Annotated in this window: 19 protein-coding genes and 1 CRISPR repeat array; of the genes, 11 read left to right on the forward strand and 8 right to left on the reverse strand. The window is 68.6% G+C overall.

Annotated features, from left to right (window positions below):
- Positions 1-19 precede the first annotated feature (19 nt).
- From csx16 to RBXJA2T_RS01925, 10 genes are all read left to right on the forward strand, one after another.
- Positions 20-1759: a CRISPR-associated protein Csx16 gene (csx16, locus tag RBXJA2T_RS20300; protein WP_081666910.1), complete on the forward strand. Its 1740-nt coding sequence runs from the start codon at positions 20-22 to the stop codon at positions 1757-1759.
- Positions 1756-2223 carry a hypothetical protein gene (locus RBXJA2T_RS01885; protein WP_009855619.1) on the forward strand — a complete coding sequence of 156 codons (468 nt, stop codon included), beginning with the start codon at positions 1756-1758 and terminating at the stop codon, positions 2221-2223. The genes csx16 and RBXJA2T_RS01885 overlap by 4 nt, the downstream gene beginning before the upstream one ends.
- Positions 2224-2462: 239 nt before the next feature.
- Positions 2463-2885: a CRISPR direct-repeat array (repeat unit 35 nt; unit sequence GTCAGCGCACCCCGAATTCCGAAGGGGATTGAGAC).
- A gap of 726 nt (positions 2886-3611) precedes the next feature.
- Positions 3612-5795, forward strand: a complete 2184-nt coding sequence (locus RBXJA2T_RS01890; protein WP_009855620.1) for an ATP-dependent DNA helicase — start codon at positions 3612-3614, stop codon at positions 5793-5795.
- The gene (locus RBXJA2T_RS01895) at positions 5792-7291 is read left to right on the forward strand and encodes a tetratricopeptide repeat protein (protein ID WP_009855621.1); all 1500 of its coding nucleotides are present in this window, start codon (positions 5792-5794) and stop codon (positions 7289-7291) included. Before RBXJA2T_RS01890 ends, RBXJA2T_RS01895 begins: the two co-directional genes overlap by 4 nt.
- A 196-nt stretch (positions 7292-7487) precedes the next feature.
- Positions 7488-7763, forward strand: coding sequence for a hypothetical protein (locus RBXJA2T_RS01900; protein WP_138938749.1), 276 nt, complete (start codon positions 7488-7490; stop codon positions 7761-7763).
- 451 nt (positions 7764-8214) lie between these two features.
- Positions 8215-9519: a hypothetical protein gene (locus tag RBXJA2T_RS01905; RefSeq protein WP_009855623.1), complete on the forward strand. Its 1305-nt coding sequence runs from the start codon at positions 8215-8217 to the stop codon at positions 9517-9519.
- Complete coding sequence (locus RBXJA2T_RS01910) at positions 9516-9797, forward strand: hypothetical protein (RefSeq protein WP_009855624.1); 282 nt, start codon at positions 9516-9518, stop codon at positions 9795-9797. Before RBXJA2T_RS01905 ends, RBXJA2T_RS01910 begins: the two co-directional genes overlap by 4 nt.
- 13 nt (positions 9798-9810) lie before the next feature.
- Positions 9811-10152 carry a helix-turn-helix domain-containing protein gene (locus RBXJA2T_RS01915; protein ID WP_009855625.1) on the forward strand — a complete coding sequence of 114 codons (342 nt, stop codon included), beginning with the start codon at positions 9811-9813 and terminating at the stop codon, positions 10150-10152.
- 530 nt (positions 10153-10682) lie between these two features.
- A complete protein-coding gene (locus RBXJA2T_RS19660) occupies positions 10683-11168 on the forward strand; it encodes an H-NS family nucleoid-associated regulatory protein (protein ID WP_081467576.1) in 486 nt (161 codons plus the stop codon).
- A gap of 96 nt (positions 11169-11264) precedes the next feature.
- Positions 11265-12164 (forward strand): hypothetical protein, encoded by a 900-nt coding sequence (locus tag RBXJA2T_RS01925; RefSeq protein WP_138938750.1) that lies wholly within the window; start codon positions 11265-11267, stop codon positions 12162-12164.
- 89 nt (positions 12165-12253) lie between these two features.
- Here RBXJA2T_RS01925 and RBXJA2T_RS01930 read toward each other — a convergent pair whose 3' ends face one another.
- From RBXJA2T_RS01930 to RBXJA2T_RS01945, 4 genes are all read right to left on the reverse strand, one after another.
- Positions 12254-15244: a glycosyltransferase family 2 protein gene (locus RBXJA2T_RS01930; protein WP_081467577.1), complete on the reverse strand. Its 2991-nt coding sequence runs from the start codon at positions 15242-15244 to the stop codon at positions 12254-12256.
- Positions 15245-15270: 26 nt separating this feature from the next.
- Positions 15271-16050: a glycosyltransferase family 2 protein gene (locus RBXJA2T_RS01935; RefSeq protein ID WP_009855630.1), complete on the reverse strand. Its 780-nt coding sequence runs from the start codon at positions 16048-16050 to the stop codon at positions 15271-15273.
- A complete protein-coding gene (locus tag RBXJA2T_RS01940) occupies positions 16047-16874 on the reverse strand; it encodes a radical SAM family protein (protein ID WP_138938751.1) in 828 nt (275 codons plus the stop codon). Before RBXJA2T_RS01940 ends, RBXJA2T_RS01935 begins: the two co-directional genes overlap by 4 nt.
- Before the next feature lie 181 nt (positions 16875-17055).
- A complete protein-coding gene (locus RBXJA2T_RS01945; RefSeq protein ID WP_138938752.1) occupies positions 17056-17271 on the reverse strand; it encodes a hypothetical protein in 216 nt (71 codons plus the stop codon).
- 770 nt (positions 17272-18041) lie between these two features.
- Between RBXJA2T_RS01945 and RBXJA2T_RS01950 the strand changes: the two genes are divergently transcribed.
- The gene (locus RBXJA2T_RS01950; protein ID WP_009855633.1) at positions 18042-20033 is read left to right on the forward strand and encodes a PAS domain-containing hybrid sensor histidine kinase/response regulator; all 1992 of its coding nucleotides are present in this window, start codon (positions 18042-18044) and stop codon (positions 20031-20033) included.
- Between the two features lie 3 nt (positions 20034-20036).
- On the opposite strand, the gene RBXJA2T_RS01955 is transcribed toward RBXJA2T_RS01950, so the two are convergent.
- The 4 genes from RBXJA2T_RS01955 to RBXJA2T_RS01970 form a co-directional block, all read right to left on the reverse strand.
- Positions 20037-20807, reverse strand: a complete 771-nt coding sequence (locus RBXJA2T_RS01955; protein WP_009855634.1) for an EAL domain-containing protein — start codon at positions 20805-20807, stop codon at positions 20037-20039.
- A 175-nt stretch (positions 20808-20982) separates the two neighbouring features.
- Complete coding sequence (locus RBXJA2T_RS01960; protein WP_009855635.1) at positions 20983-21981, reverse strand: cytochrome-c peroxidase; 999 nt, start codon at positions 21979-21981, stop codon at positions 20983-20985.
- Positions 21982-22229: 248 nt separating this feature from the next.
- A complete protein-coding gene (gene clsB, locus RBXJA2T_RS01965; RefSeq protein WP_009855636.1) occupies positions 22230-23456 on the reverse strand; it encodes a cardiolipin synthase ClsB in 1227 nt (408 codons plus the stop codon).
- Positions 23453-24208: an endonuclease/exonuclease/phosphatase family protein gene (locus tag RBXJA2T_RS01970; RefSeq protein WP_009855637.1), complete on the reverse strand. Its 756-nt coding sequence runs from the start codon at positions 24206-24208 to the stop codon at positions 23453-23455. The genes clsB and RBXJA2T_RS01970 overlap by 4 nt, the downstream gene beginning before the upstream one ends.
- Positions 24209-24368 lie beyond the last annotated feature (160 nt).

A 24368-nucleotide genomic window follows, 5' to 3' on the forward strand; every position in this document is an offset into this window, starting at 1 on the left:
CCCACCGTAACCCGACACCATGCCCCGACACCTTTTCGTCACCCGCCACCCCGGAGCGCTCGACTGGGCCCAGCGCCACGGGGTGCAGGCCGCCCGCGTCGAGAGCAACCTCGACGTTGCCACCGTCGAGCCCGGCGACGTGGTCATCGGCACGCTGCCGGTGCACCTGATCGCCGAACTGAACCGGCGCGGCGCGCATTACTGGCACCTGACGATGAACGTCCCGGCCGAGTGGCGCGGTCGCGAACTGAGCGCCGACGACATGGAGGCCTGCGGCGCACGGCTCGACGAGTTCCGTGTCGTCGGCACCGGGACGCGCAGCGCGGCGATGACGACCGGCGGTGCAGCGCCGCTCGGCGACAACGCGCCGACGCTGCATCTGTGCATCGCCAGCGGCCAGACGCAACCGAACCTGCTGCCGATGCTGATGGAGCGCTGGGACCGGGTCGTGATCTTCGCCAGCCCGAAAATGCTGCCGGAGGCCGAGCGGCTGAAGTCGATGGTCGAGGTGCTGGCGCAGCAGTCGGGCCGCGACGGCGAGCCGATCGTCGTGGACCTGCCGGGCGACGCCGACTATCCGGCGCTGAAGCGGGCGGTTGAGCGTGCGGTGGCTTCGCTGCGTTGCAGTTTCCCTTCGCATCGTCTCGTTCTCAACGTCACGGGCGGCACGAAGCTGATGACGCTGGCGTTCACCGACGCGCTGCGTTCGCAGGCTCGAATCATCTATTGCGACACCGAGCGCGGGGTCCTCGAAACGATCGACTCGCCGGGGACTGCTCACGCGCCGCTCCAACCGCGACTGATCGATCTCGACACCTTGCTGGCGGTGCAGGGCTACAAGACGACGCGTGTCACCCGGGTCGACTCCCCCGCGTTCGCGACGATGAAGCAGCGCGAGGCCTTGACCGCCCGGCTCGTGCTGCGGCTGCCGACCACCGGGACGGGGCTGCAGACGCGGCGCGACGGCGACACTTCCTGGACTTCGTACGGCCTCGCGGCGACGCTGCATGCGTTGGCCAACGCGGCCGTCGAGAGCGCGCGCAAAGACCGGCAGCGATTCCAGCCCGGGCAGGAGACACAGCTGCTGAGGGGCGGCTTTCTGGACGGCCCCAGCCGGGAACTGCTGGACCAGCTGTCGGTCCACGGCCTGCTGCGCGATCCGGGGCCGGCGGCCGATGGCCGGTTGCGTCTGGTGTTCGCGGACCTCGACGCGGCCAGCTACCTGGCCGGCGGTTACATGGAGGAGTTCGCGCTGCTCAGCGTTGCCGCAGTCGGGCTGCCGGCCGCGCACTTCGGCGCCAACGTCGGGCTGGACCGGCTGGGCCGGCGCGAAGGGCGCAAGCACGGCGAGATGAACGAGCTCGACGTCGCGCTCGTCTGGCGCAACAAGCTGCTGACGCTGGAGACCAAGGCCGGCCGGGCGCTGGTGCGTGAAGCACAGGGCACGCTGAACAAGTCGGCGAGCCTGAAGCTGAGCGTGGGCGGGCTGCTGGCCACCAGCTGGATCGTCACGAACGCCCGCGAAGCGGACATTCCGAGCGACGTGCTCGACCGTGCCGACCTGAACTCGCTGACCCGTGTGGAGATCGTCAGCGGCGTCGCCCAGCTGCAGCGCTTGCCCGAACGGATCGCCGAGTGGGCCGGCGTCGATCTTCCACCCGGCTATCGGACCTGGCGCGAGATCGTCGATGACGGCCGTGACCTCGGCACCGGCGGTGCCGTGCCCGCCACGCCGGACACGGCCGGGGACGCGCGATGAGCGGCACCGTCTGGCCGCGAACGCAGGCCGATCTGATGGGCGCCCTCGACCAACTCGGGTTCGAGGCCTGCATCCCGAGAACCTGTTCTTGGCACCGCGCGTTCGTCGCGCGAAGCGAGTCGCGGTCGATCATCGTGTTGTTTGGCAAGCGCGGCATCGACCTGAAGCTCTATGACGTGGCGACCGATTTCGAGTTCGACGCGGCCGGACGCCTCGCCACCGCCGGCGGACGTATGGTCCGCAACTACTACAGCGACGACGCCGCCGACGTCCACCGGCTGGTTCTGGAAATCGCGCAGCGTTTCGTTGCCGACGAGCCGATCGATGAGTCCCTGCTCGCCGGCCAGGGCACGCCGTGGTTCGTCCGGAAACGCGAATACGCCTGCAGTCGCGCTCCGCTCGACGTCCGGGCGCGCAGGGAGATGCAGGCGCTCTACGACGAGGTTACCCCCTGGCGACGGTGAGCCGGCCTACCTGTCGGACGGCGTCTGGCTCGGCGCCGACGGCCGGCTGCAGGACGAACGATGACTGGCCTGCCGTTGCCGAAATGACCGCCATGTCTGGCAGCACATTGATTTCAAAGGGTTTTTGGCTTCTTGCCCTGGTCTGGAGGCCGTTTCGGGCCTCCGAGACGGCGTCCGGCCGGTTCTTGCCCGCAAGAGGGCTAGAATCTCGTTTCGCGACAGGCACTTGCAAGAGGTGCGTCAGCGCACCCCGAATTCCGAAGGGGATTGAGACGAGGCTTGTTTTTGCTTGGCGCTCATTTGAGTCAGCGCACCCCGAATTCCGAAGGGGATTGAGACCGGCGAGAGCGTAAAGTTCGTTGATGAGGTCAGCGCACCCCGAATTCCGAAGGGGATTGAGACTCACCAGTGCCACGCCGATCTCGTTCCATGGTCAGCGCACCCCGAATTCCGAAGGGGATTGAGACGGGATATTTCTTTTTGAGCCTCCACGTATTTGTCAGCGCACCCCGAATTCCGAAGGGGATTGAGACTCTTGCCAAAGGAGTGCGTGTACTTTCATTGTCAGCGCACCCCGAATTCCGAAGGGGATTGAGACGCCGAAGAAGCGCTGTCACCAAAGATACGGTCAGCGCACCCCGAATTCCGAAGGGGATTTGATGCAAAAAATCGGCGAGCTTTTCATACGCCGCGGTGCATCAGCGACTGCAAATCGCGTGGCGTGAAATTGCCGAGCGACGCCATCAGCCCCCATCGCATTTCAACCGCGTCTTGACGCGACTCGGGGGCTCGCCGAGCGCTCGAGAGCCCGCGGGCTGACGCTCGTCCTGACCGCCAGCGCCGGGCGCGACGCCGCCCGCGCCATCTTCGCCATCTCGTGCCTCATCGCGGCCTGCGCCACGCAGCCGCTGCACGCCGCCCTCGGCGGCGCCCTCGCGGCGGCCGTGCGCCCGGCGGCCGAACGAGCCTTCACGGCCCCCTCGCGGCAACGTTGCCGATCCGGGCTGCAGCCGCTACTGCCACCAGACACTCCGGCCCCTCGATGAGCCGCCCCCGAACGGCCGGCGCATCGAGAAAAGGAGCCCCTGTGGCGCCCGCCCGGGTGTCGACGCAGGTGGCGCGGCAAGACGAGTCGATGTGCGGGAGGTGCGCGGCATTGGTTTCGGTGAACAAGGTGACTTTGGTCCGCCACTGCGGCCGCGATCCGGAGATGTGGCGCCTGCCGTCGGGGGAGCGGTCGTGCCGAAGGGCAGCACCGCTGGGCCGACCGCACGCGGTAGCGCGCCGCGGCCGCCGGTGCTTTCGGAGGACGACGACTTGATCCCGTTCTGACGAGTCGCGCACGCCCCCCGTACCCGAACGACCTTCATCCGAAAGACGATCCGCGCATGAACGACATCACGCTGACCCCTTCGCAGTCCCGGGCGATGGCCGCCTTCAGGGCGTTTCTCGACGGCGACGCCGAGTGCTTCCTGCTGAAGGGCAGCGCCGGCACCGGCAAGACGACGCTGATCCGGGCGATGCTCGCGCACCTCGACGCGACCGGCCGCTCCGCCCGCACGTTGGCGCCGACCGGACGCGCGGCGCGGATCCTGAACGCGAAGATCGAGGCCAGCGGCCACTCCGCCGGCACCGTCCACGGCGAGCTCTACGCGCTGAAGACGATCCATGTGCACGAGCAGGCGCGCGACCGCAACGACCCGGGTCTGCGCTTCGTCTTCCCGCTCAAGGACAGCGAATCGACCGACACCGTCTTCATCGTCGACGAGGCCTCGATGGTGGGTGACAAGGAGACGCGCGAGGACCTGTACCAGTTCGGCTCGGGGCGGGTGCTGCTGGACCTGGTGACCTACGCCCGGCTCGCCCGCCACGGACGCGAGCGCCGGGAGCCGCGCGACCCGCGCATCGTCCTGGTCGGCGACCCGGCGCAGCTGCCGCCGGTGGGCGACCGGCAATCGCCGGCGCTGTCGGCCCGCTACATCGAGCAGACCTTCGGCCTGCGCTGCGAGGAGCACGAGCTGACCGAGGTGATGCGCCAGGCCGGCGACAGCGCGGTGCTCGACCGCGCCACGACGCTGCGCGGGGCGATCGCGCGCCGCGACTTCAACAGCTTCGCGCTGCCGCCGGCGCCGGGCGAGATCGAGCATGTCGCCGTCGGCTCGGCGATCGGCGAGGTGGTCCAGGGGCTGGACGCCGGGTCTTCGGTCGTGCTGGTCACGCAGGCGAACGCGGCGGCGCGCGACCTGAACCGTGCCGTCCGCGAGCGCCGCTGGGGCGACGAGGACCGGGCGCCGCGCGTCGGCGACCGCCTGCTGGTCAACAAGAACGCGCCGCTGCACGATGTGCGCAACGGCGACATCGTCGGGCTGCTGCGGCTGGCCGCCGCGCCCGAGGTGCGCCACGTGCCGATCCGCGGCGTCGAGCAAGCGGTGCGACTGGCCTTCCGCGAGGTGACGCTGCTCTGCGAGCACCCGGACGGCAGCGCGCGCGAGGTCGACGCGCGCATCCTCGAGAACCTGCTCGACTCGCCGGAGCGCGAGTTGAGCCCGGTCGAGCAGCGTGCGTTGCTGGTCGACTTCCGCCAGCGCCACCCTCACTTGCGCCCGAACACCGCCGAGTTCGGCGCCGCTCTGCGCCAGGATCCGTGGTTCAACGCGTTGCAGGTGAAGTACGGCTACGCGCTGACCTGCCACAAGGCCCAGGGCGGCGAGTGGGACACGGCGATCGTCGACTTCGGCGGCGTCGGCAGCGGCCGCCGCAGCGAGGGGTTCTTCCGCTGGGCCTACACCGCGGTGACGCGGGCGCGGCGACGGCTGCTGCTGGTCAGCCCGCCGTCGTTCCGGGCGGTGTCGGCGCTGCGCTTCGTCGGCGCGCCGGCCGTTGCCGCGCTGCCCGTGGCCGCCACGCCGGCGCGCACCGCACCCGAGCCCAGCGCGGCTGTCGGCATCGTCGGCGAACCGCGCGTGGCCGGCTGCACGGCGAGCGTCGCGGCTTCGAACGAGCCCGCCGCGGACCCGGACTGGGCCCGGTTCGGCTTCCAGGCCGGGCAGGAGCCGCTGTTCGCGCACCACCGGCGCTTGCGGGATGCGCTGGCCGGCGTCGGCGTCCAGGTGCTGCGTGTGCAGCACGGCCAGTATTTCGAGCGCTACCTGCTGGGACGCGACGGGGCGCAGGCCGCGCTGCAGTACTACTACAAGGGCGACATGCGGGTCTCCAGCGTGAAGGCGGTCCCCGGCAGCCGCGCCGACGCGGTGCTGCTGCAGACCTGCCTCGCCCGCTGCAGCGAGGCGCTGCTGCCCGGCGCGGCGGCGCCGGCCGACGCAGACCCGTTCCACGACGACTTCCGATCGGAGTTGCAGGCGGCGCTGGCCGGCATCGGGCTGCGCATCGTCGCCACCGAGCCGGGCAGCTACCGCCTGCGCTGCACGATCGAGGGCGACGGGCGACGGGGCCGCGTCGACTTCCACCACGACGGCAGGAAGCGCTGGACGCGGGCGACGGAGGTGGGCGCCCCGGGCAGCAGCCTCGGCATCTTCGAGCAGGTTCGGAAGGCCCTGGAGATGGCGTCTTGATCGGCGCCGCCGACATCTCGCGCCTGCGCAAGGCGGGCGAGCTGGCCGAGGCGCTGGAACGGGCGCGTGGCGCTCACGAGTCTTCCCCGGGCGACGTCTACATCCAGCGCGCCTACGGCTGGGTGCTCTACGACATCGTCAAGCGCGAGGTGGACGACCTGGAGCAGCAGCGCATCGCGCCCGCGCAGTTCACCGAGCGCATGCCGCTGTGGCTGGCCGAGTACCGGACGCTCGATGCGGTGGAGCGCCCCGACCTGCTGCATTCGCTGATGACGAACCTGGCGGTCAGGACGCATCGCCAGTGGGATGGCTTCCTCGAGTTCGCGCGCGGCTGGGACCCCTGCCACTTCCGGCCCGAGGACCGGCAGCCCTACGCGATGCCGAACGGCAAGCGGATGCCTGGCCTCGAGTCGCGCTGGTTCTACGCGGTCGGGCGCGAACTGGCCGAGCGCGGGCTGGTGCTCGAGCCGGCGCTGCGGGACTGGGCCGAGCGACAGCTGCACGACGCGCTGCGCCGGCATCCCGACGATCCCTGGCTGAACCTGCCGCTGAGCCGCTGGCTGATGGCGCGGGGAGAGGTCGGACAGGCGCGGGGCCGCCTGGCGGCCGTGGTTCGCCGTCAGCGCCAGGCCGCATGGGCCTGGGACGCGCTGGGGCGAACCTTCGAGCTCGATGCCCCCGCCGACGCGATCGTCTGCCATTTCCACGCGCTGTCGCTCGCGGGCCAGCCGCAAGAGGTGGCCGGCACGCGGGTCCGGCTGGCCGAATTGCTGGTGCAGGCGCAGCGCTTCGACGAAGCCGCGCTGCAGGTGCACCGGGCGCTGGCGTTCCGGCGCGCCAGCGGCTTCAAGCTGCCGCAGGAGTTGGCGCGCTTCGCCGCATCGGAGTGGTTCGCGCTCCGGCAGGACGCCAGCCGGCTGCCGCCCGAGCCGGACACGGCGCGCGAGGCCGGCCGCGTGCTCGACCGGCTGGACGAGCGGCCGGTGGTGTTCCGCATCGGTGTCGTCGATCACCAGAACCCCGGCAAGGCCCTGGCCCATGTGGCCTTCGCTCCGGATGAGGGCACCTCGTTGCACTACGCCCGGCACCCCGGCGCGGAACGGCTGCGGCCGGGCCAGCTGGTCGAGGTGGCCTTCCGACAGGGTGACGTGCGCTCGATCCGCTTCCGGCCTACCGAGGCCGAGGCGATCGCCGGCTTCTGTCGCCCCGTCACCGGCACGCTCGTCCGGCGCGACGGGCAGAGCTACGCCTTCCTGCAGGGCGACGACGGTACCCGCGCCTTCGTGCCGCCGGCGCTGCTGGAGCCGGTCTCCCGGGCGCAGCCGGACTCGGCTCGCGCCGTGGTCTGCATGGCAAAGGACCGGCAGGGAAAGGCCGGCTGGCGGGTGCTGGCGTGGGCGGAAGCGGCCAGTGGGCGTTCGTCGCTCGGCGGCTGCAGCCGTGCCCAGGTCTTCACGGTCAACTGTGCGGATGAGATGTCGGCCGCAGGGTGCTGAGCAAGCTCGGTGGCAGCGGCGGCTGGCGCCGGCGGCGATCTCCGGCGCTGTTCGCTGCGTCGTCGCGAGCGTTGCGTCGCGAGGCGTCTCAACGTTGTCGGCGTGCTTCGAGCTCGCTGCCTGGCCCGATGCTTCGGGGATGCGTTCATCTCAGCCCAGCGCCGTGACCTCACAGGACCCCGACGCCGGTCCACGGTTGGATCCCGCCGTGTGCGTGGTGGTGTGGCGACAGGCCTTCGGCGCTTCAGGCCCGGGGCGGTTGAAGTTCCCGGTGGATGACCCCTTCCTGCACGCGATCGGACGCTGGCAGCGGGCTGCGCATTCGTCGGAGCTTGAGGCGACTGCGCGGGCGGCGATGGATGCGTTCTTCATCGAGGCGGCGCTCGGCTTCGCGGCGCGAGGCTACGTGTGCTGCGTCGGTGAGGATGATGTCGCTGACGCTGCCCGGAGGTTCCGTCCGAAGGCTGTGTGAGCCTGTGTCGAGCCCGGGGTGCTGGGCGATACGCGGCGTCAGGTTCTTCTGCCTGCGCGCGCGCCGTCGATGTGGATTGCTTGCCTGACAGCAGCTCGCGTGATCGCCCGCTTCCATCGCCGCGTTGAACAGTTCGATCGTCGATGAGTCGGTCGCGGTTCTTGCTGAACATCGGCTGGTTCCACACCGCATCCGTTGACCCGAGTCGGCCGGCGATCAGGGCGCGCTCGTTCGGCGCGCCGAGAGAGAGCACCACTCCCAGGGTGGGCATTCGCGCGCGTCCGCAGCGCGAGGCCCCGAGGCTGAAGGACAGCCAACGGTCCTCATGTCGCCCCTCGCTTCCCTCGGTCATCGCGTTCCCGCAAAGTCTGACAAAAAAATGTGCGCACACCGCGCACGTTGATGCTATAGTTCGATCATGCGCCGTGCACACAACATTTTGCGAGGCAATATGGACACCAAGAACCTTCCTTCCCTGGCAGACATCCGCACCGAACTCCGCGCTCGACTGCTCGCTGACGTCATGCGGCTCGCGGGCCTCTTCGGCGAGCGCGCCTTCTCGCTGGCCAACAAGGACCACAAGCCGATGGGCTTGGTCGCGTTGGACCTTGAAAGCGTCATGCGACGCCCCGACTCGCACCCTAGGCTCGAGGAGATCGACCTTGACGTCCTGCCGGTGGGGCTCACAGTGGCCGCGATGTACGACTACGCGTTCGAAGCTCGGCACCCCATCGGCATGAGCCCCGACGTGTTCTCCGCGGACGTTGAGCTGGTGGAGGACTTCGTGCTTTCGTTTTCCTCGGATCAGTTCGATCTCTTCTTTGCGGACCCGCTCTACGGAGGCGCCGCTCCCAGCGGCGCATTGCAGACGCTGTGCGAGCACACCCGGGCGCGACTCAACCTGGACACCGGGACGTACGTCTCCATCAAGGAGATCGCGCTGCTGGCACACCTGAACGAGCGCAGCGTGCGCAACATGGTCTCCTCGACCGACGAGCAACAGCGCCTGCGCGCTTGCGACGAGTTGGTGGAGAACTCGGAGGCGCGTCGTTGGCTCCGGGGCAAGCGCGGCTTCAGGCCGACCGTGTTCACGGACGTCAGTGAGGTCCCCGGCGAGCATCCGGAGGCGATTGCGAATCTTCTCGACCTCGGCCGTTACCTGGACGCCCGATGGAGCGGCCTCGGAAAGAGCGTGGCCGCCGTCGCCTCCGAACTGGCGTGGACCGGAGAGCGAGCCGACTACCTCACGGCCTTGCCTGCTCATCCGCACCTGCTGGACCCGCGTGACTGCGAGGCCATTGCCAAGACGCTGCTGGTCAGTCCTGCCTGGTTCACCGCCCAGGTCATGCGACTGAAGTACCCGCGGGAGGTCGAGCTGATGCTGGAGGCCATCGGCGAGCCCGCAGTGCCGCCGACGCCGGGTGTCGTGGACCCCGAGGTGGGCGACCCCGACATGCTGAGCTCGCGTCTGGTCTTTGTTCTGCACGACGGCACTCGGCTCTACCCGACGCGGATGAAGAACCGCGACACCAAGAAGGTGGCCTTTCGCCTCTCGCCCGGCGGGACGGGCGGCAACACCAAGGAAGCCACCGAGGAGGTGGAAGACGAGAGCCAGATGATCGATCTGGTGGTCAGGCAGGGCTATGCCGTGCGGATGGCGAGCGAGCGGGGCGGCGCCAAGAGCCTCTACAAGATGGCGGGCCGGGTGGTTCGCGCCGCCTACCTCGATGGCAAGCAGATCTGGGGGCAGGCATGACGCTCGATCTCACCCAGCACGCGGCCAAGCGTTGCCAGCAACGCGCCATCCCTCCGCTTGTCGTCGACCTGGTGATGCGCTTCGGCCGTCGAGAGAGGGCCATCGGAGGAGCCGAAAAGGTGTTCCTCGACCAGCGAGCGCGCAGGCAAGTCGAGCGCTACGTGGGCGCCCGCTTTGTCAAGACGCTGGAGAGGCACCTCGACGTCTACCTGGTCGTGGGCGAAGGCGACAGGGTCATCACCGCGGCCCATCGCCTCGAGCGCATCAAGCATCACTGAAGCAAGGATCGTCATGTCGCAAGCCGCTGAAGGGAAACCCGCCCATTCGCAAGTCGCGCGCTACATCACCGACGCCATCGAAAGGTGCGGAAAGACGCAGCTGCAGATCAGCAGAGAGATTGGCTTCGAGAAGCCAAACGTGGTCACCATGATCAAGCAAGGCAAGACCAAGCTGCCGCTTGATCGCATGGGGGACGTTGCGCGAGCGCTCGAGGTGGATCCGTACGAGCTCATCGATCTCGCGATGAGCGAGTACCACCCGGTGGCCTGGAAGACGATCCGCGCGAGCTTGTCGAGAACCGATGTCCAGCGGTGGCGGCCGACTGGATCAAACCGGTCGTCCGCGACGAGTTGACAGAGAGCGGAGTTCTCCTTCGTGGACTTCGAGGGGTTGTTGCGGAGCCAGTAGGAGTGGGGGCCCGGAGTTCGGCGGGATTCGGCGGGCTACCCGGAGCGTGTCTCGACTTTTTTAACGGAGCGCCCGGCGGGCAGCGATTCACAAAGGGGGTATGTATGTGGTGGCGCATGTTTTTGGCGATGTTCGGTCTGTCGATATTATTCCGCTCGCCGTCGCTTTTCGCTGTTGCGGTTGTCTTCGGGCTGCTGCTGTTTTTTATCGGTTGCGTCGCCCTCATACTCTACCCGCCCAAGTGGGGGCGTCGCCGATAGTCGATAGATAGAGCGCGGGCTCAATGATCGATTTCCGCCGGCTACTTTTTGTGCCTGGTGCTGCGTGGGCCATTTTCTCGTGCTTTCGCGACAAGTATCTAGGTGACGCTCGCGGAATGGTCTTAATCATTCTCCTGCGGTTTTGCCCCTCGGCGGCGAGTGAAGTCGGCAAAGATCCTGGAACGCTGAGTACGCAGTGCATGGCATCATCGATCCATGAACTCGTCGAAACAGTTCGTTGGACTTCGTGCGTCCGGCGAAGAGGTGTCCTCCTTAGGTCGCGCGCGGGCTATTGGAGAAATCCGCGCACAGGTAGAACGCTATGGCATCAGCGATACCCAGTTGCGACGGCTTCTTGCCGAGGTCGAACGCGAGCGGGAGGCGCAAGCCCGGGAAGCGAGGCGTGCGGAGGAGGCCGAGTTCCAGCGAGCGCGTAGCCGGGCACTTCACGTGGCTCGCCAACTCGTGGAGTTCTGGCGTATCACGCCTCAGGAGCTCATCCGTGTCAAAGAGAAGGGGCTCCCGCCCGAACCTGCCCGTCGGGTGAAGTATCGGCATCCGGTCACGAGCGATGCCTGGGACGGTGAGGGCCCTCAGCCCGAGTGGCTGCGCCGTGCACTCGGTTTCGAGGGCTATCGGGTGTCTGAGTTGCTGATCGAGTCCGCGGACGCCCAGCGCATCGTTGCTGTCTCCGGAACCTGATCTGTACGTTTGCGGGTGCAGCTCAGGCCTGCAAGCTGGAAGCGCCAGCCGAGGTCATGCTTCACGAGTCTGCCTCTTGGCTGTGACCTTGCGCCGATGACGATGAACGAAAGGCCTGTCGCCCCGACATCGCGAGTGCAGATGAACGTCACCTCATTCTTGACCGCCCCAGTTACGGTCCTGGGCAATGCCGAGGCGCCGATCGGACCGTTCACGGCGTCGTCACCGTGCTTCACGTTTAACGGTCGTCCTGCACCCGACTCGACGGGTATCCAGGTCAGCCTGGAGACGTCGGTGTGTCCCGATGGATCGCCCCGGGTCCGCATGCTTGGGACACAGCCGCCTGAGTTGAAGGAAGCCATCGAGACCGTGTTGAACTGTGGCTTCGCGCAACGCTGTGAGGCGCTGGGCTGTTGGCCCTCCACGGGCTACGCCACCATTCACGCGCTGTGGACGGTCGCCCGGACGCTGACTGTCCTTCGGGTCTCCTTGGACCCGAGCCTGGCTCGGCCGGCGACGATGCCGATGCGCAAGCCGCTGCCCCAGGCATTTCACAACTGGCTCGGTGAGCGGCGCACCACGTTTGCCCGCTGGCTTGAAGACCCGCGTCCCGACTGGGTCTGGTCCTTGGTGACCGACCCGGGGCAACCTGCCGAAGGCGAGTGGCAGTCTTCGGGCGGTGAAGTTCATCCGTCGGAGGTGCTCGAGGCCTTCAACATCTCCGCGAGATCGGGGACGCTGGCGAGCATCGAGGCGGTGGCTTGCGCGAGTGTCCAACCGAGCCCGATGCTCCTCGAGGCAAGCGAGCCCATCCGCGCGCTGGAGCAGTGCTTTCACCTGGATCGACAGCGAGCCGATACGCGCAACTGGTGGCTCTACGACGCCGAGGCTTCCGGGCAGGTGGAGCGGATCGCAACTGAGATCAGGGCCGCACAGCGTCGCGCGTTCCTTGAGGCGTCGCGACAGCAATCGTCCCGGAGCGTCCAAGTCCGCTGATCGTCTTTCCGTTACCCGGGAACTCCCGACCTGCAGCTCTCGCTGTCGGCCTGCCGTGAGCACGAAAGCGATGGACCCGGCCGCGCAGGCTACGCGAGGGACGGACGTTCAAAGAGCTGCTGCAGCACCACGTGCTCGCGGGACTTGCGCTCCGGTGGGTAGGGGCGGCGTTCATGGAGATAGGCATAGCCCAGGTCCAACGCCACGGGATGCTCTGCCAACTCACTCATCGGGAGCATCGTCAGGTAGTCACTCACGAGGTCGCTGTCCGAGATCGGCCAGTCCAGTTCCGTCGGCGGAATCCGCGCGTACAGCGACTTGCGAAACGCCCGCAGATGCGACCAGACGTTCCCGCCGCCTTGGCGGCGTGCGTGCGGATAGGTCACTGGGTAGCGCTTCAGCGGTTTGTCCGGCCGCCACATGGGGGCCTGAACCAAGTCTGCTCCCTCGCGCCAAGCTGCCCACAGCCACTGAGCGACCTCGGTGGACATCAAGGCATCGTCCTGGTCCAGCACCACCAACAAGGTGTCGGGGCGTGCGCAAAGTTGTCGGACTGCCAGCTCGAAGTTGGCCAGGTAGCCCTGCCGCTGATGGCGCCTGACGAGCGTGACCCGGGGTGCCAGGTCGCCCAAGCGCAGGTGCCATGCGGGTGCGGCATGCGAGTCGCTGGCGTCGTCGATCATGATCACCCCGAAGTCCTGTCGGGACTGCATGCGAAGGGACGCCAGGCAACGATCGAGCTTCGCCGGCTCGGTGTTCCTCCCGAGCATCAGGAAGACCAGATCCTCGCCCCGCAACGGAGGGCGCCAGTCCAGCGACAGGTCCAGATCCCACTGGCCCCCTTGCGCCGCGGGATACCGCCCTTGCGCCACCAGCTCGCGAACCATGGGCAGCCGTTCATCACCCTTGTCCCGGTTCATCGGATGCAGGTAGAAGGTCCGTGGATCACCACCGCGAACGCTGCGCATGCCGCTGCCTCGCTGAGCCCGCTCGAGCGCTCGGTGCCACATGAGGCTGAGCCGCCCCCCTTCCCGAGGGTTTTGGAACGGTCGATGGGCACGGATGCGGTGCAGATCCAGCAACCCCATGCGGACCTCCGGCGCGAAGCCCTCGGGTCGGCTCGCATAAGGCTTGAAGCTCTTGTCGCACTGGGGGATGTTGAAGCCCACGCACCAGACCCCGTCCTGGCGGATGGCCTGACACATGTCGCCGAGGTAGTCGTGGTGTGGGTCGGTCATGCCAACCCAGACGTCCACATCCATCTGCAGCACATAGCGCGTGGCCACCTGATCAAACGCCCAAACCTGCGAGGTGACGGGGGCGCCCGAGGCGGTATGGCTGTGTTCGCAACCTGGCGCATCAAACCACCGGTCGTTGGTCTCGCGAGCCCAGTCCGCCGTGTGCGGGGCAACCCACACGGCATCGATCCAGCCCTGCTGCTCAAGGGCGTCGGCCTCATGGAGGAGCATGTTCAAGTCGCCGCAGGCGTGCTGCCGCAGATACGGCCCGAGATGGGGGTCGATCAACAGCACGCGCTTTGCAAAGCGGGTCTGGGCCGTGAGCATGCCCACCAGGTGGCGCACCTGCTCCACCAGACACCCTGCGTCCTGTGGGCAGGCCTTGATCAGCAGCGTGACGTCTTCGTGGGCAAAAGGCGGAGGCAGAACCGACCGGGGAAGACCGATGGCGGGATGGAGTGTCGTGATCAGCGTGCCGTAGAAGTCTGCAAACCCCGGCAGCGATTGCAGTACCTCGTCCTCGCGCCGTAAGGTGGAGCGCCTGGAAAGTTCGAAGTCGGACCAGCCGAGGACGGTGGTGGCATACAAGCGAGCCGATGCGTCCAGAAAGCGGCTGACGCTCAAGGGGCAGATGTCCTTGCCAATGTCGATGTAGACGAGGCGTCCGGGCGAATCCAGGCGGAGGTTGTCCCGCTTGATGTTGCTGGCGACAATCCCCGAGCGCCAAAGCGTCGCCAGGAAGTCGGCAGCACATGCCGGTGTCAGCCGCGCGGGGAGGGGACGGAACGCGCGTCGTTGACTGGCGATGGTGAGCCTGGCGTCATCCCCGTCGACGATGTCGAACGCCACCAGATGGGTCGTGCAGCGGTTCACCAACTGCTGGATCTCCCGCAGGCGATCGAGGGTCATGGCCCAGGCATGAAAGCGCTTGTAGACCTTGCTGCCTTCGGCCCACACCACGCCCTCCATGCCGAAGCCGAGGATTTCCACATCGCTGTCGAGCACCTCGGACCACAGGCGTGCGGCCTCCGCCAAGTGACTACGGGAGTGCTGCCAACGCTCCGATCGTCGGTTCTCCGAGGTGGTAGCGCCCTGCAATCGATAGCGGCAGTAAACCGGTGCCGGTACGACGACACCTTGCGTGCCCCGAAACATCAGCAGGCTGGCAACCAGCCAATGATCTTCCGCGCTGGACACCAGCGGATAGCGCAGGCCCTGGTGTGCACGAATCAGCAGATTGCAGGACGGCAACTCATGGCGGCTGCGACCACTGCAGAACGCGTCGATGAATGCCGTCAACCGGCCGCGATCCAAGAGCAGTGCGGGATCTGCGATGTTGCTGTCGGCGAGTTGGCGCCCATCGAGCAGCAGGTGATTGCTGCCCAGCACGAAGGTCGCTTGCGCCTGGTCGCCGGCCTGAACCAGCGCTCGCAGTGCATGCGGATCGGCCAATGTGTCGTCTGCATCGAGCCGTGCGAGCCAGCGCACCTCCGGGAAGTGCTGCTCGGCCATGTCGAGCAGGGCATTGCGGGCCTGGGCGGCACTGCCGCACTTCCCCTCCATCACCGTCACCCGGGGATCCGCGAGGAACTCGCCAGCGCTTTGGCGCCAGTCGTCGGTCGATCCGTCGTCCAGCAGCAGCAGTGCCATCGGCAGATCGCCGGTCACTTGGGTCAGCACGCTGAAGATGGCGTGCGGCAGCGACGAGGCCTGATTCCTCAGAGCCATCGTCACGACGACTTGTGCCTTCAGCGCGGCCGGTTGCGGGGGGCGCACAAAACGCAGTTCGCGCGTCGACAGACCTACGTGGAGCGCGCGAGGCGCACGCGCGTGGAAACTCATGGTGCTGTGGGCCCTAGAAAGGGCGTTCAATCAATAGTGAGATCAACCCCGAAGAGGGTTTGCGCGCGGACCTTCGCCTCGTGGCGCTGAGTCGGGGTCAGGCGAGAGGCGTACCGCTGGTAGAAGACGCGAAGCCCTTCTCGCTTGTCCGGACTGCCCCAGGCCGACAACGCATCTGCGCAACGCCCGAGATGCCAGGTGGCTGTCATGCGTCCGGTGAAGGCCACCTTGAGGTCGGGAAGGTCCAGAAGCCGGATCGCAAGATCACGGTCGTTGGCGCTGCGAAGGCCGTCGCAGAAACCGCCGACTTGCCGCAGGCGCGACATCCGTACGAAGGTGTTCGTGCCTTGCCAGCCCGGATTGCCGACCAGGAAGTCTTCCGCGGCGACTTGGCGTAGAGGCTCCCGGGGCGCCTCCACACCGTCTCGCAGCAGGCGCAGGCCCGAGATCACGACGTCCACGTCCGGCTGTGCTTCGGCCTCGCAGCGCAGGAGATGGTCCTCGTCCCAGGTGTCATCGTCGTCCAGCAAGGCCACGAAGTCCGGGGCGTCTTGCGCCGCCAGGAAGTCCAGCCCGGTGTTCCATGCGCCGGCTGCGCCAGGCGTCCGGGTGTTTCTCAGGACCTGGACCTGCAGTCCCTCGCAGCAGGCCAGACAGCGTGCGGCCTCTTCGGCGTCGAGCGACCGCTGGTCGCTCACGATCACCACGCGGTCGGGGCGACGACGCTGGGCTCGAAGACAGGGCAGGGAGGTCGACAGCAAGCTGTCCACACGCGGCCGCGTTGCGATGAGCGTTGCAATCTTCATTCGACCGTGTGCTGAGGCCTTTCACCCCGGCGGCTGGCCCAGTCGGCGTAAATGCGTTGCCAGCTCGCGGAGGTTTCCTGTGTCTGCAAAGGCGGGCGCAGGTTGAAGGGAACGAAGTGTCCGTCCCTGAAACGGCCGCACAAGCGGCAGGCACGGTCCATCAGGTCGCGCATGTCGTCCTGGGGTGAGGGCAGACGTTCACGCCCCCGTCCTTGCCCGACGACGCGATCGATGCCGCCCGCCACGGCGCACGGGTAGTAGCCAGTGGGCGTCAGGCCGATCCCGCACATCTGCGGGATGCAACAGCCGTGGCGGTAGTCGACCCACCGATGCCACCAAGCGTCCTGGGGCGCAAGGTTGAACGGCCCGAAGTGAGCCTGCACGCGGCCCTGCTTCTCGGAGTTCTCCACGGCCACATGGGGCGGCAGAGTCGCGAGGGCTCGCTGAACCTTCTCACCGTGTCCGTTGCTGACCACTTCGATGATCAGCGCGGGGTTGAGGGCTCGCAGGGGTTCCAGGATGCCGAAGACGTCGGCGAACTGAGGATGGAGCGTCGGCTCGCCGCCCAGCAAGCGGATGCGTTGCCAGGCCCGCTGCTGAACGAGGCTGTCTGCGACGAACGCGCGCAAGCGCCCGAGTTCCAGATGCAGCGCTTCCGGTGCCTGCGCGCTGGAGCGATTGCAGTTGTGGCACCGCAGATTGCACAAGTAGGTCAGGTCGATCTCGATCTGATCTCGTGAAGGTCGGTACTGGTGGCCGAGCACCCAGTGCGTGCCTTTGACGACCCGCAGGGCACGCCAAACCCGTCTGGCGGAGAACGCCAACCTGGCCAAGCGGGGATGCCGAAACTGGATTCGAGGGTCTCGCCTGAAAGAGGACCCGCTGACGGTGCGCTGATCGGGCATGAGAAGGGGAGTCGCTCGGTGTCTCAGCGCTCGCTCCCTCGTTCGATATTGAGCTCGAGGTTCTGAGGTCGACCGCGCGGTTGCCTGACGAGTGGTCGGGTCAATACGTGCCCGTGAGCTTGGGGTTGGTTCGGGACCGTTTGGCGACGCGCCGCTCCCGGCGGCGCAGGCTCCGCTCCAACTGGCGAGCGAAGTCGCCCGCGACCTGGGGCGTCAGGTCGGCGGGGAAGAGCGCGTGGATGCCTTCAGGTGTGGTGAACGAAACCGTTTTCCGCCCGCCGTGCTCGTAGACGATCACTGCAGTCGTCTCGGTCATGAGAAGCCTCCTAGTCGCGATCATCGCAACGTGACAGGACTCGTCAAGAGCTCGATGAGGAACCGCGGCGTGGCAGTCAGCCGCAACATTGCCACTGTTGCGGACCCGGGGGATGCGCTGCATGACCGAACACCTCACTCGAGAGCGGCTCTAGTTGATTTCCCCCATGTTCTCTCGAGCGAGCACTTTTCGAGCCAAGCGAGCTGCACCCGGTCTGCTGTGGCCCCCCATCAAAAGTGGAAGCCTCATAACCCAGGTCGCAGGTTCAAATCCTGCCCCCGCAACCAAATACAGAAGCCCGCCTCGTGCGGGCTTCGTCGTTTGCGGCGCTCGCGAACACACGCCCTCCCCGGTGGCGTCACGGCGCGACACGTGCGCGTCCCCAGTTGGCGTGAAGTGCGGGCGCTCCATACCCCACCCCTTCAGGCGGAAAGCCCGGCGAGTCCGGCGTGGCGTGCTACGTTGTGCGCTGGTCGGGCTGGGTCGAAGGTGATGAAGCCGAAGTTCCCGGGATGCCGTGCCGCGTCGAGCCGCCCTGGCCGCGCAGTCGTGCCGAGGCGCCGCGCCGGGCCCAGCGCCCGCATCGCCGCGTGTGGCATGTTTCCGTCTGCGCGTCGCGCGATGGGCGCCCGATGACAGCGCCGTCCGGCCCTGAAGGCGTGAGCGCCGGTCCCGGCTGCGGGCTGTGGTCGGCCGCTCCCGCATCGACCACGCCGGCGCCCGCACAAGCCGGCCCGCCCGACGGGCCCTCGGCCTCCTCGGCTGCCCGCGTGCTCGACTGCCTTTACGACGTCTTCCGGATCACCGAGGACGAAGGTCGTGCGCCGTCGGCGCAATGGCCGTCGCTCGCCGATCGGCTGGCCGCCGTCTGGGGTGGCCCGCCGGGCGTCAGCGCCTGCGTCGAGGTGGACGGTGTGCGCTACGCCAGCCGCGGACATCTCGACCGGCCTGACGCCCACGCCGCCGAGATCCAGCGCGCCGGCGTCGCGGTCGGCTGCATCGGCGTGCAGTTCCACGGTTCGGCCGGCGTCGAGGCGGCGGCTTCGGTCTGCGCCGGGGAAGCCTGCCGGCTGCTGCGGGCGGTGGCCTCGCACGTCGGCTCCCGCCTGGCACAGCACGAAGCCCAGGCCGCGCTGCGCGAGAGCGAACAGCACTTCCGCAACGTCGCCAACGGCGGCTCGGCCTTGATCTGGACGGCCGAACTCGACAAGCGCTGCACCTACTTCAACGACGTCTGGCTGCGTTTCACCGGCCGCACGACGGCGCAGGAGACGGGGGCCGGGTGGCTCGAGGGTGTGCACCCCGACGACCGCGACTGGGTGGTGCGCCGCTACGAGCAGGCCTTCGACCGGCGCGAGAGCTTTCGCATGGTCTACCGCCTGCGCCGTGCCGACGGCGAGTACCGCTGGCTGCGCGACGACGGCGCGCCGCGCCACGACAGCCTGGGTCGCTTCGTCGGCTACATCGGCCACTGTGTCGACGTCACCGACCAGCAGAACGCCGACGCCGAACTCGCCCACCACCGGCGCCATCTGGAGCGCCTGGTGGCCGAGCGCACGCGTGAACTCGCCCAGGCCAAGGAGGCCGCCGAGGCGGCCAACCTCGCCAAGAGCACCTTCCTGGCGAACATGTCGCACGAGAGCCGCACGCCGCTCAACGCCATCCTCGGCATGGCGCACCTGATCCGGCGCTCGGGCGTGACGCCGCAGCAGGCGGAACGGCTGGCGCGCATCGACGCCGCCGGCGCGCACCTGCTGGACACCATCAGCACGCTGCTGGACCTGTCCAAGATCGAGGCCGACATGCTGGCGCTCGACCACGTGCCGCTGCAGGCCGCCGATGTCGTCGCCGACGTCGCCGCGATGCTCGCCGACGGCGCCCGCGCCAAGCGTCTGGAACTGCGCACCGAGCTTGCGCCGCTGCCCGGCCCGCTGCTCGGCGACCCGACGCGCCTGCGCCAGGCGCTGACCAACTACGTCGCCAACGCGATCAAGTTCACCGACGCCGGCAGCGTCACGCTGCGCGTGGCGCTGCAGTCCGAGCCCCCCGACGCCGTGCTGCTGCGCTTCGAGGTCGAGGACACCGGCATCGGCATCCCGGCGGACGTGCTGCCGCGGCTGTTCAACGCCTTCGAGCAGGCCGACGGCTCGATCACCCGGCGCTATGGCGGCACCGGGCTCGGCCTGGCGCTGACGCGGCGCCTGGCCCGGCGCATGGGCGGCGAGGCGGGGGCGCGCAGCCTCCCGGGCGAGGGCAGCGTCTTCTGGTTCACCGCCTGCCTGTCGCGTGCACCCGGTGCCGCCGCTGCACCGGCGCCGGTGGCGGCGGTCGCGGACGCCGAAGCGATGCTGCGCTGCCATCACGCCGGCCGGACCGTGCTGCTGGTCGAGGACGACGCGGTGAACCGCGAGGTCACCAGCTGCCTGCTCGCCGAAGCCGGCCTGGCCGTCGAGCTCGCCGAAGACGGCCTGCAGGCGCTGGAGTGCGTCGCGCGCCGGTCCTACGACCTGGTGCTGATGGACATGCAGATGCCCGGCCTGGACGGGCTGGAGGCCACCCGGCGGCTGCGCCAGCTGCCGCGTGGCCATGACGTGCCGGTGGTGGCGCTGACGGCCAATGCCTTCGCCGAGGACCGTGGCCGCTGCCTGGCGGCCGGCATGGATGACTTCATCACCAAGCCGGTGGACCCGGCACGGCTGTTCGAGGCGGTGCTCGCCCGCCTGACGCCCGGCCCGGTGCCGGGCGCGCCCGCGCGCCGCTGACCTTCAGGCCCAGGCGCCGGGCGCGGGGGTGGCCAGGGCGTCGAACGCCGGGCGCGCGAACAGCCAGCCCTGCATCAGCGTGATGCCCGCGTCGAGCAGCGCGTCACGCTCGCCGGCGGTCTCGACGCCTTCGGCGACGACGGTGATGCCCAGTTCGTCGCACAGCCGCACCAGCGAGCGCACGATCGCGCGTGAACGCGGCCGGCGGTCCAGCGCGCGGCTGAGGTCCATGTCCAGCTTGACGATGTCGGGTTCGAACGCGGCCAGCAGGTTCAAGCCCGAGTAGCCCGCGCCGAAGTCGTCGAGCGCGGTCAGGAAACCGAGCCGGCGGTACTCGGTGACGATCTCCACCAGGTGGCCGACGTCGTGCACGCGCTCGGTCTCGGTGATCTCGAACATGATGCGGTCCAGCGCGAAGCCGCAGTCGTGGGCGGCCCGCAGCGTCGCCTGGATGCAGGCCGACGGGCGGTAGATCGCGTTGGGCATGAAGTTGATCGACAGCCGCTCGCGCATGCCCAGGCGCGCCGCGCCCGCGATGGCGTCGCGGCGGCAACGCTGGTCGAAGGCGTAGCGGTTGCGGTCGTCCACCTGGGCCAGCACGCTGGCCGCCGACTCGCCGTTCGGCCCGCGCACCAGGGCTTCGTGGGCGAAGACGCTGCGGGCCGGCACGTCGACGATCGGCTGGTACGCGAAAGCCAGCGGGGCGCCGAAGGCCTCCCCGTCGCGACAGATCGCGCAGCGCTCACCGTGGCCTGGATGGCCGGCTTCCGACATCGTGCTTCTCCTGGGCGCGGCCCCGTCGGCCGGCGAGTCGAGTATCGGGCGCCGGCGGCGGCCTCGATCCGCCGATAAGCGCGGCGATGTCCGCCGCCGGCGAGACGTCAGACCGAAAGAAAAGCCCCGTGCCGGAGCGGCAGCGGGGCTCGGGTGGCGCCGGCGTGGCCGGTGTTTACTTGAACGGGCTCGGGCGCGGCGTCTTGTCGGTCGACGGCGGCAGGATCGGCAGCGTGAAGCTCGGCTGGTCGCCGGTCAGCGTCTTCAGGAAGGAGACGATCTTGGCGTTCTCGTCGGGCGTGAACTTCTTGCCCAACTGCAGCCGGCCCATGATGTCCACGGCCTCGGTCAGCGTGTTCGCGGCGCCGTCGTGGAAGTACGGGTAGGTCATCTCGACGTTGCGCAGCGTCGGCACCTTGAAGTTGAAGCGGTCGGCGTCCTTGCCGGTCACCGCGACGCGGCCTTCGGCGGGGCTGCTGGCCTTGTACGGCGCGACGACCCCCATCTTCTGGAACGAGTTGCCGCCGACGGCCGGGCCGTTGTGGCAGCCGACGCAGCCGCTTTCCTTGAACAGCTTGTAGCCGGCGAGCTCGTCGGCGTTCAGCGCGTCCTTCTTGCCCAGCAGCCACTGGTCGAAACGCGAGTTCGGCGTCACCAGCGTCTTCTCGAACTCGGCGATCGCGGCCGTGACCTGCTCGATGTCGATCTTGTCCTTGCCGAAGACCTGCTTGAACTCACGCTGGTAGGCGGGGATCGACTCCAGCACGCCGAGCGCCAGCGTGTGCGTGAACGCCATCTCGCCCGGGTTGGCGATCGGGCCGCCGGCCTGGGCCTGCAGGTCGGCCGCACGGCCGTCCCAGAACTGGGCGACGTTCAGGCTCGAGTTCAGCACCGTCGGGGCGTTGATCGGGCCTTGCTGCCACTTGTCGCCGATCGAGGTCGGGATGTTGTCGGTGCCGCCCATCGACAGGTTGTGGCACGAGTTGCACGAGATGAAGCCGGACTTCGACAGGCGCGGGTCGAAGTAGAGCTTCTTGCCGAGCTCGACCATGCCCAGGTTGACCTGCTGCGGGGGCACGATCGGCTGGATCGGCTCCTGGCTCTGCGCGACGGCCGCGCCGACGACCAGGACGCTGGCAGCGGCCAGGGCGACCGGGGTCCAACGAATGTTCATGGAATCTCCTCTATCCGTCCGAATCTGTTGCCGGTGGCCGGGACGGCCCATCGGGCACCGGGGCGATCTGGAATCAGTCCAGATGACGGATGCATTCCATGCCTGGGGCGATGGTCACGATCTGACACAACGCAAGTTCGGACGAATTGAACAAATCACAATTTCTTTTCCCTGGGCAGAGCGACCCCGTGCTGTGGCCCTGCGGCAACTGCCGCAGTGCGATGGTCGGGATCTGCCGGCCGCCGCCCTCAGCGTGACGGGCGGACCGCCGCAGCACCGGGCGGATCGCTCGGCGGCGTGTCCACCCGTTGCAGCGTCGGCCGATGCACCGGCAGCCCCCGCGCCCAGAGCGGAAAGCGCTGCACGAAACGCAGCACGAAGTAGCTGCGCATGCGCACCCACAGCCGCCAGCGCGGCGCCGGCTCGGGCTGCACCTCCTCGCAGCTGTGACGGATCAGGTGCTGCAGCCGCTCGCGCAGCTGCGCCGCGAAGCCGCGGTCGCGCAGCACGACGTTGGCCTCCAGGTTCAGCGCCAGGCTCAGCGGGTCGAGGTTGCTCGAGCCGACGGTCGCCCAGTCGTCGTCGACCACCGCCACCTTGCCGTGCATCGGCCGGTCGCAGTACTCGTGGATGTGCACGCCGTCGCGCAGCAGGTGGTCGTAGAGCAGGCTGGCGGCGGTCTTCACGATCGGCATGTCGGGTGTGCCCTGCAGGATCAGGCGCACGTCGACGCCGCGCCGGGCCGCGCGGCGGAGCTCCTTCAGCAGGCGCCAGCCGGGGAAGAAGTAGGCGTTGGCGATGATCACGCTGTGGCGCGCGGCGCGCAGCGCGACGCGGTACTGGCGTTCGATGTCGGCGCGGTGTTCCAGGTTGTCGCGCGTGACGAGCATCGCCCGCACCGGGCCTTCGGTGCGTGGCGGCGGCAGCCGGGGCCGCGGCACCGGGCGCTCGCCGCGTGCGCCGCCGCGGATCGCCGCGATCGCGAAGCGGCGGATGGTCTCGACGACCGGCCCGCGCAGACGCACCGCGAAGTCCTGCTTGGCCTGCGGGCCGAAGTCGGCCAGGTGGTCGGCCGAGTAGTTGATGCCGCCGACGAAAGCCGTCTCGCCGTCGACGACGACGATCTTGCGGTGCATGCGGCGCAGCACGTTGAAGCGCCGCCCGAACAGCCGCCAGCTCGGGTCGAAGCTGCGCAGGCGCACGCCGGCGGCGCGCAGCGAGCCGGTGAACTCCGCCGACAGATCGGGCGAACCGTAGCCATCGACCATCACGTCGACCTGCACGCCGCGCTGCGCGGCTTCCAGCAGCGCCGCGTGCAGCGCCAGCCCGACCTGGTCCTCGAACAGGATGAAGGTCTCCAGCAGCACCTCGTGGCGGGCGTTGCGGATGGCGTCGAAGACGGCGGGGAAGAAGGCCTCGCCGTTTTCGAGCAGCTCGACGGCGTTGCCGTCGGTCCAGCGCGGGCGGCGTCTCACAGCGCGATCTCCGCAGCCAGCGGCGCGTGGTCCGACAGATGCGCCCAGGGCCGGCGCGGCAGCGGCAGCGGCCGGTGGCCGCGTGTGTTGCGCACGTAGATGCGGTCCAGGCGCAGCAGCGGCCAGCGTGCCGGGAAGGTGCGCGCCGAACGTCCGTGCGCCTGCACGAAGACCTCGCTCAGCCCCAGGCCGCGTTCGAGCACCGGGTGGGCGCGGTCGCGCCAGTCGTTGAAGTCGCCAGCGACGACCAGCGGCGCGTCGTCGGGCACCTCGCGCCGCACCAGCTCGCACAGCTGTTCCAGCTGGCGGCGGCGGTGGGCCTCGGCCAGACCCAGATGCACGCAGACCGCGTGCACGCGCATGCCGTCGGCCGGCCGATGCAGCGTGCAGTGCAGCAGGCCGCGGGCCTCGTGGCCGTCGACCGAGACGTCGTGATTGGCGTGGGCGACGATCGGGTACTTGGACAGCAGCGCGTTGCCGTGGTCGCCGTGCGGATAGACGGCGTTGCGGCCGTAGGCGAACTGCGGCCACAGCGCGTCGGCGATGAACTCGTAGTGCGGTGCCTGCGGCCAGCGTGCGACGTGGTCGGACTGGCGACAGTGCGTGCCGTGAACCTCCTGCAGGAAGACGAGGTCGGCGTCGACGTCGCGCACCGCGTCGCGCAGCTCGTCCAGCACGAAGCGGCGGTTCAGCGCGGTGAACCCCTTGTGGGTGTTGACGGTCAGGACGCGGATCGGCGGCGGACGGTTCATGAGGGGCAGCGGCAACGGGGCTGCCCCAGTGTCGGCAGCCGGGCGCCGTGCGCCTGTAGGAAGACGCCGCCGGGCGGCGACGGTGCCGGCCGCGCCGCGCTGCCGGTCAGCGTGCCGGCCCCGGGCCTGCCGGCCCGCGGCGTGTCAGCCGACCGGCTCG

The organism is Rubrivivax benzoatilyticus JA2 = ATCC BAA-35 (assembly GCF_000190375.1).
Lineage (GTDB): Bacteria > Pseudomonadota > Gammaproteobacteria > Burkholderiales > Burkholderiaceae_C > Rubrivivax > Rubrivivax benzoatilyticus.